The sequence below is a fragment of the Halomonas pelophila genome, assembly GCF_040196315.1.
Taxonomy (GTDB): domain Bacteria; phylum Pseudomonadota; class Gammaproteobacteria; order Pseudomonadales; family Halomonadaceae; genus Halomonas; species Halomonas pelophila.
In genome coordinates this window covers 39,713-51,987 of the sequence record NZ_JBEGCI010000015.1, presented here as the reverse complement: position 1 = coordinate 51,987, position 12,275 = coordinate 39,713, and the positions used below count along the sequence as shown (strand labels likewise).

Genomic DNA, 12,275 nt, shown 5'->3' with positions numbered 1-12,275 from the left:
TCCCTTGCGTCGTTGCTGCCGACGCCTCGAACCGGGCGACGGACTGGTCATATATTCTTAGTCGTCTTGATGTCTATGTAACACATTCCACTCAAGGGCGCGCCATCACGCGACATCAGCGGATCCCATACTTTTCAACATACGACATGGATCATGGGCGCCGCGAACCTCCCCCACCAACGAAATGCGGGGCGCCTCCCTCAGGAGACGCCCCGCACCTTCAGGGCGTGACGATCAGACGGCCGCAGCTGATCGCCCGTGCCTTACTGTTCGCGCAGGATCTTCAACATGCGCTTGAGGGGTTCGGCGGCGCCCCACAAGAGCTGGTCGCCGACGCTGAAGGCGGAGAGGTATTCACCGCCCATGGCCAGCTTGCGCAGGCGCCCGACGGGCACGGTCAGGGTGCCGGTGGCGGCCGCCGGGGTGAGGCCGTCGATGGTGGCGTCCTTGTCGTTGGCGATGACCTTGACCCACTCATTGTGCTTGGCCAGGCGATCCTCGATCTCGTCCATCGGCACGTCTTTCTTGAGCTTGATGGTGAAGGCCTGGCTGTGGGAGCGCATGGCGCCGATGCGCACGCAGAGCCCGTCGATGGGGATCGGGTTGTCCTGGAGACCAAGGATCTTGTTGGTCTCCACGGAGCCCTTCCACTCCTCCTTGCTCTGGCCGTTCTCCATGGGCTTGTCGATCCAGGGCAGCAGGCTACCGGCCAGCGGCGCACCGAAGTTGTCGGTGGGGAAGTCGCCGCCACGCATGGCCGCGGTGACCTTGCGATCGATGTCGAGGATGGCGCTGGCCGGGTCGGCGAGCTCGGCGGCCACGCTGTCACGCAGGCCGCCCATCTGGTTGAGCAGCTCGCGCATGTGCTTGGCGCCGGAGCCGGAGGCGGCCTGATAGGTCATGGAGGTCATCCACTCGATCAGGTCGGCCTCGAAGAGCCCGCCGAGACCCATCAGCATCAGGCTGACGGTGCAGTTACCGCCGACGAAGGTCCTGGCGCCACGGGCCAGCTGGGCATCGATGACACCGCGGTTGACCGGGTCGAGGACGATGGTCGCCTCATCGGCCATGCGCAGAGTGCTGGCGGCGTCGATCCAGTAGCCCTTCCAGCCGCCCTGGCGCAGGTCGGCGTAGACCTTCTCGGTGTACTCCCCGCCCTGGCAGGTGACGACCACGTCCAGCGCCTTGAGGGCCTCGAGGTCGAAGGCATCCTTGAGCGGGGGCACGTCGACGCCGACGTCGGGGCCGGCCTGACCAACCTGGGAGGTGGTGAAGAAGATCGGCTCGATGCCCTTGAAGTCGCCGTCATCGAGCATCCGCTGCATCAGCACGGAACCGACCATGCCACGCCAACCGACAAAACCGACTTTCAACATGTAAAGTCCTCCAGAAATCGAATGTGCGAAATACTATACACGAGCAGGCCGCGCCTGGCAGACGTCGATCAGCCCAGGCCCGCGCAGGTGTGGCCAGCATCTGACGCTGGCCACACCCGCCAGAGCACGCGCCATGTAACAATCCTTGACAAAATGGCGACATTAAGTAAACTTATGTAACATGCATCGAGCGCCAGCGGCATGGATATGGATGGCGTCGAGCGCCCACGGCAAGGCCGTTCAGGGCCTTACTCGGCATTCAGCCCATCCATTGACGCACAAGGACAAGACCCCACCGAAGGGGGGCTCTGGATATGCACCACGATATCGCCGCCATTGCCACCTGGAACGCCCAGGACGCCAAGGAGAAACGCGGACACCCAAGAGCCGCCGTCCCGCGTTACCACTACAGCACCTACGGCCTCGTGCTCAGCTCGCAGCTCGAGCTCCCCGAACTTCGCGGGACCGCGCCCACGCCCACCCCCGATATCGAAATACTGGCCGACTCATTCCCTGAAGACCCGAAGAGTACTGGCATTAGCGAAGTCCCCCCCCAAGGCTCCGCCGACTGCTCCCAGCTCGTCTTCGAAGGGGTAGCCCGTTATCGAGTCGAACAGGGGAAGCGTATCCTGATCGACCGGCGCGTGTTGAAGACCCGGGGAACCGGCACGCCCGAAAGGGATCTGCGAGGCCATCTGCTGGGCAGCGCCATGAGCACCCTGCTGCACCAGAAGCACTGGCTTCCCTTCCACCTGAGCGCCCTGGAGACGCCAGATGGGGCCTGGGGATTCACCGGCGTCCCCGGCGCAGGCATTTCGACTCTGGCCGCCTGGCTGCATTATCACCACGACTGGCCACTATTGACAGACGAGGTCGGCGTCATCAAGCCGGATGAGGCACTACCCTACCTGCACCCGGGCCCTCCCGGGCTCAAGCTCCGGAAGGAGGCCCTGGCGAGCCTGGAGTTCGATCATCACAGCCTCAGCAGGGATCTGACACGAACCGGCAAGTATCACCTCATCCTACACCGAGGATTCCACACCTACGCCCAGCCGCTTAAGGCCCTCGTCCTGCTGGAGCGTGCCGACAAGGGCGCCGCTGCCAGCCTGGAGCCTCTCGAAGGCCTGGAGGCCCTCCAGGTCGTCATGGCGTCCCTCTACCTACCGGAGTGGGGGCAGGCACTCAACGGCCCGGCGCGGCTGATGGCCTACGTCTCCGAGCTGGCTCAGCGCATCCACGTCTATCGCTATCGCCGCCCCTGGTCGCTGGACGACATGGAGCTGAACCTGGCGCCTCTGGTACAGCGGATTCATGAGCGCGCAAGCCATGTCAGGGTTTGACTCACACCCGCTCGAAGGCCGCCAGCACGGCGTCGCCCATCTCGGCGGTCGAGACGGTGCGGGTGCTCTCGGCGGCGATGTCGGCGGTGCGCAGCCCCTCGTCCAGCACCTTGCCCACCGCCCTCTCGATGCGCTCGGCCAGCTCCGGCGCGTCGAGCGAGTAGCGCAGCATCATGGCCACCGAGAGGATGGTCGCCAGCGGGTTAGCGATGCCCTGGCCGGCGATGTCCGGCGCACTGCCGTGGCAGGGCTCGTACATGCCCTGGCCGCTCTCGTTGAGCGAGGCGGAGGGCAGCATGCCGATGGAGCCGGTGAGCATGGCGGCGGCGTCGGAGAGGATGTCGCCGAACATGTTGCCGGTCACCACGACGTCGAACTGCTTGGGCGCCCGCACCAGCTGCATGGCGGCATTGTCGACGTACATGTGGGAGAGCTCGACGTCCGGATACTCCGGCGCCAGGCGCTCCATCACCTCGCGCCACAGGATGGTGGCCTCCAGCACGTTAGCCTTGTCGACGCTGCACAGCCGCTTGCCGCGCTTCTGCGCCATCTCGAAGGCCACCCGACCGATGCGCTCGATCTCGCTCTCGCTGTAGACGTAGGTATTGAAGCCCACGCGCTCGCCGTTACGCTCCTCGATGCCGCGGGGCTGACCGAAGTAGATGCCACCGGTGAGCTCGCGCACGATCATGATATCCAGGCCGGCGACCAGCTCGGGCTTGAGGCTCGAGGCAGCGGCCAGCTGCGGATAGGTGATGGCCGGGCGCAGGTTGCCGAACAGCCCGAGCTGCTTGCGCACGCCGAGCAGCCCCTTCTCGGGGCGCTTGGCGAGGTCCTCGAGCTTGTCCCACTTGGGGCCGCCCACGGCGCCAAGCAGGATGGCGCGGGCCGCCTGGGCCTTTTCCAGGGTCTCGGCGGGCAGCGGCTCGCCGTGGGCGTCATAGGCGGCGCCGCCAAGGAGCCCCTCCTCCACCTCGACGTCGAGGCCATTGGCCTGACAAGCGGCCAGGATGCGGCTGGCCTGAGCGGTGATCTCGGGGCCGATGCCGTCACCGGGGAGAATCAGAACCTTCTGTGTCATCATTACTTCCTTAGTAAGGCTAGCTCAGGGCATGGGGCTTTCCCGGCGACAAGCCTGCGAGGAGGCGCTGTGAACCCATCCCTGGGCGCTACCGATGCCATCCATGGCATCGGACCTCCTCTACGGCTTGCCCCCGGCGCCCCCACGTCCTGGCAATAACATCCAATCTCTTCGATCAGGCCTGTGCGCTATCGCGGAACAACCAGGGCCGCGCGGCGCGATGCTTCTCCTCGAAGGTACGAATGGCGTCCTCGTCCTTCAGGGTGATGCCGATGTCGTCGAGGCCTTCCAACAGGCAGTGCTTGCGGAACGCGTCGACCTCGAACTCGAGGATCTCGCCGGAAGGCGTGATCACCCGCTGGTGCTCGAGGTCCACGTCGAGGCGATAGCCCTCGCTGGCCTCGACCTCGGCGAACAGGCGATCGATGGTCTCCTCGGGGAGCGGCACCAGCAGCAGGCCGTTCTTGAAGGCGTTGTTGTAGAAGATGTCGGCGAAGCTCGGCGCGATCACCACCCGAAAACCGAAGTCCTCCAGCGCCCAGGGCGCGTGCTCGCGAGAGCTGCCGCAGCCGAAGTTGCGACGCGCCAGCAGCACACTGGCGCCCTGGTAGCGCGACTGGTTGAGGACGAAGTCCGGGTTGATCGGGCGATGGGTGACGTCCTGGCCCGGCTGGCCCTCGTCGAGATAGCGCAACTCGTCGAAGAGGTTGACGCCAAAGCCGGTGCGCTTGATCGACTTCAGAAACTGCTTGGGGATGATCAGGTCGGTGTCGACGTTGGCCCGATCGAGCGGGGCCACGAGGCCCTCAGCGCGTACAAACTTGTTCATGGCTCAGGCCTCCTGGGCAGCGGATGAAGCGTCGAACGGGCGGACATCGAGGCTTCTTACATCGACAAAGTGACCGGCGATCGCCGCGGCCGCCGCCATGGCCGGGCTGACGAGGTGGGTGCGACCGCCGAAGCCCTGGCGCCCCTCGAAATTTCGGTTCGAGGTGGAGGCGCAATGCTCACCGGCGCCGAGCTTGTCGGCGTTCATGGCCAGGCACATGGAGCAGCCGGGCTCGCGCCACTCGAAGCCCGCCTCGATGAACACCTTGTCGAGGCCCTCGGCCTCGGCCTGGCGCTTCACCAGGCCCGAGCCCGGCACGATCATGGCGAGCTTGATGGAGTCGGCCACCTTCTTGCCGCGCGCCACCTTGGCCGCCTCGCGCAGGTCCTCGATGCGCGAATTGGTGCAGGAACCGATGAACACCTTGTCGAGGCGGATATCGGTGATCTTCTGCCGCGCCGAGAGCCCCATGTACTCGAGTGCCCGGGTGTAGCCGCGCTGCATGGTCTCGTCGACGGCCTCGGCGGGATCGGGGACCTCGCCGGAGATGCCGGTGACCATCTCGGGGCTGGTGCCCCAGGAGACCTGCGGCTCGATCTCGGCGGCGTCCAGGGTTACCACCGTGTCGAAGCGGGCATCGGCGTCGGAGACCAGATCGCGCCAGTCGGCAACGGCGGCGTCCCACTGCTCGGCTGTCGGGGCATAGTGACGATCACGCAGGTAATCGATGGTGGTGTCGTCCACGGCGATCAGGCCGACCCGCGCGCCCGCCTCGATGGCCATGTTGCACACGGTCATGCGCCCTTCCATGGAGAGCTCGCGAATGGCGCTGCCGGCAAACTCGATGGCGTAGCCGGTGCCGCCCGCGGTGCCGATGCGGCCGATGATCGCCAGCACCACGTCCTTGGCGGTGACGCCGGTGCCGAGGGTGCCCTCGACGCGCACCTGCATGTTCTTCATCTTCTGGGCCAGCAGGCACTGGGTGGCGAGCACGTGCTCCACCTCGGAGGTGCCGATGCCGTGGGCCAGCGCCGCGAAGGCGCCGTGGGTCGCGGTATGGGAATCGCCGCAGACCACGGTCATGCCCGGCAGGGTCGCGCCCTGCTCCGGGCCCACCACGTGGACGATGCCCTGGCGCGGGTCGTTGATCTTGAACTCCTCGATGCCGAACTCGACGCAGTTATCGTCGAGGGTCTGCACCTGGATCAGCGACACCGGGTCCTTGATGCCGGCGTTGCCCTCGGCCCGCTCCTTCACGGTGGTGGGCACGTTGTGATCCGGGGTCGCCAGGTTGGCGTCGAGGCGCCACGGCGCGCGGCCCGCCAGGCGCAGCCCTTCGAAGGCCTGGGGCGACGTTACCTCGTGGAGCAGCTGGCGGTCGATGTAGATCAGCGCGGTGCCATCACCGCGCTCCTTGACGAGGTGCTGCGACCACAGCTTGTCGTAGAGTGTCTGGCCTGCCATGTCATTCTCCCGGGCGCGTAGGCCCTCTCACTGGAATCCGGTCGTCGACCGCGCTTCGCGGCTTTGCCGGCGACAAGGGCATGCGGAGGCGCTGTAAACCCGTCCCTGGGCGCTACATTTGCCATCCATGGCAAATGACCTCCGCTACCCCCTGTCCCCGGCGCCGCTTGCGTCACGCTTCGTTATCATTCTTCGGCGCTTGCCCGGTCGGCGCTATGACTGCAGTCTCCCGCCCATCGCCCATAAAAGCAATTCATGTTATTTATGGATTGGATTCCATAAAGGAATCCTTCTGATTCCCACGGAGCCCCACCCATGGATACCCAGAGCCTGCAGGCCTTCCTGGCCGTGGCGGACAGCGGCAGCTTCTCCCGCGCCGCCGAGCAGCTGCATCTCACCCAGCCGGCGGTCAGCAAGCGCATCGCGGTGCTGGAGGGACAGATCGATGCCCGGCTCTTCGATCGCATCGGCCGGCGGGTCAGTCTCACCGAAGCGGGACGGGTGCTGCTGCCCCGAGCCCGCCAGATACTCGTCATGGTGGACGACAGCCGCCGGGCGCTGGGCAACCTGGAGGACAGCGTGGCCGGCAGCCTCACCCTGGCCACCAGCCACCATATCGGCCTGCACCGGCTGCCGCCGCTGCTCAAGGCCTATACCGACCAGCACCCGGAGGTGCGCCTCGATCTGCACTTCCTGGACTCCGAGCAGGCCTATCAGGGGGTGCTGGACGGCGAACTGGAGATCGCCGTGGTGACCCTCGCCCCGCACCCGGACCCGCAGCTCGAGGTGGTGCCGGTGTGGATCGATCGGCTGTGCTTCGTCTGCGGCCCGGACCACCCCCTGGCCGGGCGCCGCAGGCTGGGGCTGCACGAGCTCTGCGCCTTCGATGCGGTCCTGCCGGGACCGCTGACCTTCACCCGCGGGCTGATCGAGTCACGCTTCGCCGCGGCCGGGCTCAAGCTGCCGGTGGCACTCTCCACCAACTACCTGGAGACCCTGAAGATGATGACCGCCATCGGCCTGGGCTGGAGCCTGCTGCCCGAGCGCCTGGTGGCGGGCGAGCTGCACGTGCTCGAGGTGGATCACCCACCGATCCATCGCCCGCTGGGTTATCTCGTCCACCGCAGCCGCACCCGCTCCAACGCCGCCCGGGCGATGCTCGCACAGCTCGACGACGCTCGGGAGCCGGCCGCCCGGGCATGGCGCTGATCACGCCCCAGCGCGTTACGGTTTACGAAGGCGCAGCGATGCGATCGAGACAGCCCGGTGACGAATTGTTTAGACTGCTCACCATTTGCGACGGATCCTTGCTGTGCCTGCCCACACTCCCCCACCCCTGGTGCCGCGCCACGCCCTGGCCGGCGGCCTGATCCTCACCGGACTACTGGCGCAGATCCTGAAGTTCAGCGGACTCGCGCCACTGGATCATCTGGTGGGCTACTGCCTGTGGCTGGCGACGGCGCTGCTCTGGAAGGACATCCCGAGGCGCACTCGCCGCCAGGCGGGCCTGCTGGCCGTGATCGGCCTGGCGCTACTGGTACTGGCAGAGGCCTGGCAGGGCGCCGAGGTCGACTGGGCGGGCATCCTCGACGGCAACACCTTCGTGGTCGCGATGCTCGTGGGCGTGAGCTTCATCGGCCTGATCGGCAACCTGCGCGGCCGCTCGCGCCCGCCCGGCAAGGCCCTGACCGGCGCCCGCGGCGTGCTCGGCACCTGGCTCGGCGTGCACCTGCTCGGCTCGATCCTCAACCTCTCCACGGTCTTCATGGTCGGCGATCGCCTGGAGCGGCGCGGCCCGCTGACCACGCCGCAGCTGCTCGGCCTCAATCGCGGCCTCTCAAGCGCAGCGCTCTGGTCGCCCTTCTTCGCCTCCATGGGGGTGGTCATGACCCTGGCCCCCGAGATGCACTACGCCACCATCCTGGCCTTCGGGCTGCCGCTGGCCATGGCCGCGGGGATGCTGACAGTCGGCGAGCTCTCGCAGCGCTTCGAACTGGCCGACACCGCCGGCTTCTCGCTATCGCCACGCAGCCTGCTGATGCCGGTGAGCATGGCGGCCACGGTGATGGTGTTCCACTTTGGTCTGACGCCGGAGCTCTCCATCGTCAGCATCATCACCTTCTTGATGCCCGGGATGGCGCTGCTCGCCAACCTGCCCCGGGGCCTGAACTGGACGCGCCGGCGCGTCCACCAGCACGCCATCACCCGGCTGCCGGCGATGCGCGGCGAGATCTCGCTGTTCCTCTGTGCGGGACTCCTGACCGTGGGGCTCTCGACCTTCATCGGCGCCGCCACCGACAGCGACTGGACGCTCTTTGCCCGCTTCGGCCCGGCGCAGGCCATGGCCAGCTTCCTGGCCATCGTCGCCAGCGCCGTGGCCGGCCTGCACCCGATCATCGGCGTCTCGGTGCTCGCCTCGATGCTCGACCTCGACGCTCAGGACCAGACCCTGTTTGCCTTCGTGGCCCTTGCATCCTGGGCCGTGGGCACCAGCGTCGGGCCGCTGTCGGGCATCAATCTCTCGCTGCAGGGTCGCTACGGGGTCAGCGCCACCGGGATGATGCGCCAGAACCTGGGCTATGCCACGGCCATGACCGGGCTGGTCCTGGTCGCGATCCTGCTGATGGAGCGCCTGCTCTAGAACGATGGCGCTGCGGGGACGTCACGACATCAATGTCGCTCCCACGATGTGAGGCTGGCATCGTGCCCTTGTGGGAGCGAACGGTTCGACGCCTCGGAGATGGCGTCGCGATCCGCCGCGCAGCGGCGGCGATCCTTCAGATCACTTCGGCGCGCGGACGAAGTAGCGGTGGCCGCACTGGTGGCAGGGCTCGATCCGGGTGACCCCCTCGAGCTCGACGATGGCGTCGCAGTGCACGCAGGCCATGCGCCCCGGCGCCGCCATCTCGCCGACGCTATAGTCGGCGCGCGACGCCTCCAGGTCTTCCTCGAGCCGCTCGCGCTCGATCACGCTGCGATCCGCAATGGAGAGCAGCGAGTCGACCACCTTGCGTGACAGCATGGAGAGATCAATGCCCAGCCAGGCGGCCACACCCTCGCCACCAGCCCCCAGGTAGCGACGCATCTCCTTGAGGTCGCGCTCGACCCAGGCGCGCAGCAGCGACAGCTCGTCCTTGGTGAACTCCTCCAGCTCGGCCTCGAACTCCACCGCATCATCGAGTTCCTGCTGCAGGTTCTCCCAGGTCAGCTCGTCGGCGCCCTCGCGCAGCCGCTCGAGCATGCGCTCATAGCCCTCGCGCAGGCGGTGGTCGTGGTGCGAATCCTGTTGCTCGCTCATGGTGCTCTCCTTATGACGCGACGGGGCGTGCGGTGTCGGCGGCGCTGCCCGTAGCCGCCGCCCGCCGTGCTGGGGTATCCTAACGGTTAGCCAGTTATTCCATTTAGACGACATCCCGCCGGTAATTCAATGGTTTCGCGCCGCACGGGCGCCCGACCTTGACCCCGGGCAAGGGCCGCTGACATGCGCGGCGCAAAGGCGCTGCGCTCGACTTGCAAGGTACCCGAAGAGAGCGATGGACGCACAGTACAAGCCCCACGAGACCGAACGCGACGCCCAGCAGTTCTGGGACAACAACCAGTGCTTCAAGGCGGTGGAAGACGCCAGCCGCGAGAAGTTCTACTGCCTGTCGATGTTCCCCTACCCCAGCGGCAAGCTGCACATGGGGCATGTGCGCAACTACACCATCGGCGACGTGGTCTCCCGCTACCAGCGCATGCAGGGCAAGAACGTCATGCAGCCCATGGGCTGGGACGCCTTCGGCATGCCGGCGGAGAACGCCGCCATCCAGAACCGGGTACCGCCGGGCCAGTGGACCTACGACAACATCGACTACATGCGCCGCCAGCTCAAGGCGCTGGGCTTCGCCTACGACTGGAGCCGTGAGTTCGCCACCTGCGACGTCGACTACTACCGCTGGGAGCAGTGGTTCTTTACCAAGCTGGTCGAGAAGGGTCTCGTCTACAAGAAGATGTCCACGGTCAACTGGGATCCGGTCGACAAGACGGTGCTCGCCAACGAGCAGGTCATCGATGGCCGCGGCTGGCGCTCCGGCGCGCCGGTGGAGCGCAAGGAGATCCCGCTGTGGTTCCTCAAGATCACCGACTACGCCGAGGAGCTGCTGGCCGACCTGGACAAGATCGACTGGCCCGAGCAGGTCAAGACCATGCAGCGCAACTGGATCGGCAAGTCGCGCGGCGTGGAGCTGACCTTCGATATCAAGCCCGCTGAGGGCTCTGACATCCAGGCATCCGACGGCGCCGCCGCCGAGCCGCTGTCGGTCTACACCACCCGTCCCGATACCCTGATGGGCGTGACCTACGTCGCCGTGGCCGCCGGCCACCCGCTGGCCAAGCAGGCCGCCGAGGGCGACCCTGAGCTCGCCGCCTTCGTCGAGGAGTGCGCCCATGGCGGCACCTCCGAGGCCGAGCTCGCCACCATGGAGAAGAAGGGCATGCCGACCGGCCACCGGGCCGTGCATCCCCTCACCGGCAGCGAGGTGCCGGTCTATGTGGCCAACTTCGTGTTGATGGAGTACGGCACCGGCGCGGTGATGGCGGTGCCCGGCCACGACCAGCGCGACTGGGAGTTCGCGACCAAGTACGGCCTGCCCATCGAGGCGGTGATCGCCGATGCGAACGGCGAGGCCCCGGACCTCTCCGAGGGCGCCCACGACGACTACGGTACCCTGATCCACTCCGGCGAGTTCGACGGCCTGGACTTCGACGCCGCCTTCGAGGCCATCGCCCAGCGACTCGCCGAGCTCGGCCGCGGCGAGGTGAAGACCAACTTCCGCCTGCGCGACTGGGGCGTGGCCCGCCAGCGCTACTGGGGCGCGCCGATCCCGGTCAAGTACGGCCCCGAGGGCCAGACCGTGCCGCTCTCCGACGAGGAGCTGCCGGTCGCCCTGCCCATGGAGGTCACCGTCGACGCTACCGGCTCGCCGCTCAAGCGCATGCCGGCGTTCTCCGACCTGGGCGACGGCTGGACCCGCGAGACCGACACCTTCGACACCTTCATGGAGTCGTCCTGGTACTTCGCCCGCTTCTGCTGCGCCGATAACCAGGAGGCGATGCTCGACGAGCGGGCCAACTACTGGCTGCCGGTGGATCTCTATATCGGCGGCATCGAGCACGCCATCCTGCACCTGCTCTATGCGCGCTTCTTCAACAAGCTGATGCGCGATTTCGGCATGGTCGAGACCGACGAGCCCTTCCAGCGCCTGCTCACCCAGGGCATGGTCATCGCCGAGACCTTCTATCGCCCCACCGAGAACGGCGGCAAGGAGTGGTTCAACCCGGCCGACGTCGAGGTCAAGCGCGACGACAAGGGCCGCCCGGTCAGCGCCGTGCTGGTGAAGGACGGAACGCCGGTGGAGATGGGCGGCATCGAGAAGATGTCCAAGTCCAAGAACAACGGCGTCGACCCGCAATCCATGATCGACCGCTTCGGCGCCGACACCGTGCGCCTGTTCATGATGTTCGCCGCCCCGCCCGAACAGTCCCTGGAGTGGTCCGACTCCGGCGTCGAGGGGGCCAGCCGCTTCCTCAAGCGCCTGTGGCGCCTGGTCAGCGAGCATCTCGAAGCGGGCACGCCGGCCACCCTCGATGCCAAGGCGCTCACCGCGAACTTGAGTGACGACCAGCGCGACCTGCGCCGCAAGACGCATGAGACCATCAAGAAGGCCGGCGACGATATCGGTCGCCGCACGACCTTCAATACCGCCATCGCCGCGGTAATGGAGCTGACCAACGCGATTTCGAAGTTCGACGACGTCTCGCCCCAGGGGCTCGCCGTGTCGCGCGAGGCGGTGGAGGCCTGCGTGCTGCTGCTCGCCCCGATCACGCCCCACGCCTGCCACGCCCTGTGGGCGGCGCTCGGCCACACCGAGCCTGCGATCGACGCCGAGTGGCCGCGGGTGGATGAATCGGCCCTGGCGCGCGACAGCATCGAACTGGTGGTGCAGGTGAACGGCAAGCTGCGGGCGCGCATCGAGGTCGAGGCCTCCGCGGACAAGGCCGCCATCGAGGCCCAGGCCCTCGCCGCCGAGAACGTCCAGCGCCACCTCGAGGGCAAGAGCGTGCGCAAGGTGATCGTCGTGCCGGGCAAGCTCGTCAATATCGTGGTCGGCTGATCGCCACGCCCCCTTCATCGCGCCAGACGGGAG

At 66.9% G+C, this 12,275-nt stretch carries 9 protein-coding genes; 4 read left to right on the top strand and 5 right to left on the bottom strand.

Features of this window, described 5'->3' with window-relative positions; all coding sequences use genetic code 11:
- Positions 1 to 263: 263 nt before the first annotated feature.
- A complete protein-coding gene (gene asd, locus ABE957_RS15430) occupies positions 264 to 1,376 on the bottom strand; it encodes an aspartate-semialdehyde dehydrogenase (RefSeq protein ID WP_349759553.1) in 1,113 nt (370 codons plus the stop codon).
- A 314-nt stretch (positions 1,377 to 1,690) separates the two neighbouring features.
- On the opposite strand from asd, the gene ABE957_RS15425 reads away from it, so the two are divergent.
- Complete coding sequence (locus ABE957_RS15425) at positions 1,691 to 2,716, top strand: hypothetical protein (RefSeq protein WP_349759552.1); 1,026 nt, start codon at positions 1,691 to 1,693, stop codon at positions 2,714 to 2,716.
- Position 2,717: 1 nt separating this feature from the next.
- Here the strand turns inward: ABE957_RS15425 and leuB are convergent, their stop codons facing one another.
- The 3 genes from leuB to leuC form a co-directional block, all read right to left on the bottom strand.
- Positions 2,718 to 3,797: a 3-isopropylmalate dehydrogenase gene (gene leuB / locus ABE957_RS15420; protein WP_349759551.1), complete on the bottom strand. Its 1,080-nt coding sequence runs from the start codon at positions 3,795 to 3,797 to the stop codon at positions 2,718 to 2,720.
- 175 nt (positions 3,798 to 3,972) lie between these two features.
- Positions 3,973 to 4,626: a 3-isopropylmalate dehydratase small subunit gene (gene leuD / locus ABE957_RS15415; protein WP_349759550.1), complete on the bottom strand. Its 654-nt coding sequence runs from the start codon at positions 4,624 to 4,626 to the stop codon at positions 3,973 to 3,975.
- Between the two features lie 3 nt (positions 4,627 to 4,629).
- On the bottom strand, positions 4,630 to 6,090 hold the full coding sequence (gene leuC, locus ABE957_RS15410; protein WP_349759549.1) for a 3-isopropylmalate dehydratase large subunit: 1,461 nt from the start codon (positions 6,088 to 6,090) through the stop codon (positions 4,630 to 4,632).
- Positions 6,091 to 6,405: 315 nt separating this feature from the next.
- Here leuC and ABE957_RS15405 point away from each other — a divergent pair, with 315 nt between their 5' ends.
- Together ABE957_RS15405 and ABE957_RS15400 are read left to right on the top strand one after the other, a co-directional pair.
- Positions 6,406 to 7,299, top strand: coding sequence for a LysR family transcriptional regulator (locus ABE957_RS15405; protein WP_349759548.1), 894 nt, complete (start codon positions 6,406 to 6,408; stop codon positions 7,297 to 7,299).
- Between the two features lie 103 nt (positions 7,300 to 7,402).
- Positions 7,403 to 8,731 (top strand): hypothetical protein, encoded by a 1,329-nt coding sequence (locus ABE957_RS15400; RefSeq protein WP_349759547.1) that lies wholly within the window; start codon positions 7,403 to 7,405, stop codon positions 8,729 to 8,731.
- Positions 8,732 to 8,872: 141 nt separating this feature from the next.
- On the opposite strand, the gene ABE957_RS15395 is transcribed toward ABE957_RS15400, so the two are convergent.
- The gene (locus ABE957_RS15395; RefSeq protein ID WP_349759546.1) at positions 8,873 to 9,388 is read right to left on the bottom strand and encodes a zinc ribbon-containing protein; all 516 of its coding nucleotides are present in this window, start codon (positions 9,386 to 9,388) and stop codon (positions 8,873 to 8,875) included.
- 235 nt (positions 9,389 to 9,623) lie between these two features.
- On the opposite strand from ABE957_RS15395, the gene leuS reads away from it, so the two are divergent.
- Complete coding sequence (gene leuS, locus ABE957_RS15390) at positions 9,624 to 12,242, top strand: leucine--tRNA ligase (RefSeq protein ID WP_349759545.1); 2,619 nt, start codon at positions 9,624 to 9,626, stop codon at positions 12,240 to 12,242.
- Positions 12,243 to 12,275: the final 33 nt, after the last annotated feature.

What these genes read in the sequence shown, in the direction of transcription:
- asd (WP_349759553.1), bottom strand. Translation starts at nt 1,376, where the DNA reads ATGTTGAAAGTCGGTTTTGTCGGTTGGCGTGGCATGGTCGGTTCCGTG.
- ABE957_RS15425 (WP_349759552.1), top strand. Translation starts at nt 1,691, where the DNA reads ATGCACCACGATATCGCCGCCATTGCCACCTGGAACGCCCAGGACGCC.
- leuB (WP_349759551.1), bottom strand. Translation starts at nt 3,797, where the DNA reads ATGACACAGAAGGTTCTGATTCTCCCCGGTGACGGCATCGGCCCCGAG.
- leuD (WP_349759550.1), bottom strand. Translation starts at nt 4,626, where the DNA reads ATGAACAAGTTTGTACGCGCTGAGGGCCTCGTGGCCCCGCTCGATCGG.
- leuC (WP_349759549.1), bottom strand. Translation starts at nt 6,090, where the DNA reads ATGGCAGGCCAGACACTCTACGACAAGCTGTGGTCGCAGCACCTCGTC.
- ABE957_RS15405 (WP_349759548.1), top strand. Translation starts at nt 6,406, where the DNA reads ATGGATACCCAGAGCCTGCAGGCCTTCCTGGCCGTGGCGGACAGCGGC.
- ABE957_RS15395 (WP_349759546.1), bottom strand. Translation starts at nt 9,388, where the DNA reads ATGAGCGAGCAACAGGATTCGCACCACGACCACCGCCTGCGCGAGGGC.
- leuS (WP_349759545.1), top strand. Translation starts at nt 9,624, where the DNA reads ATGGACGCACAGTACAAGCCCCACGAGACCGAACGCGACGCCCAGCAG.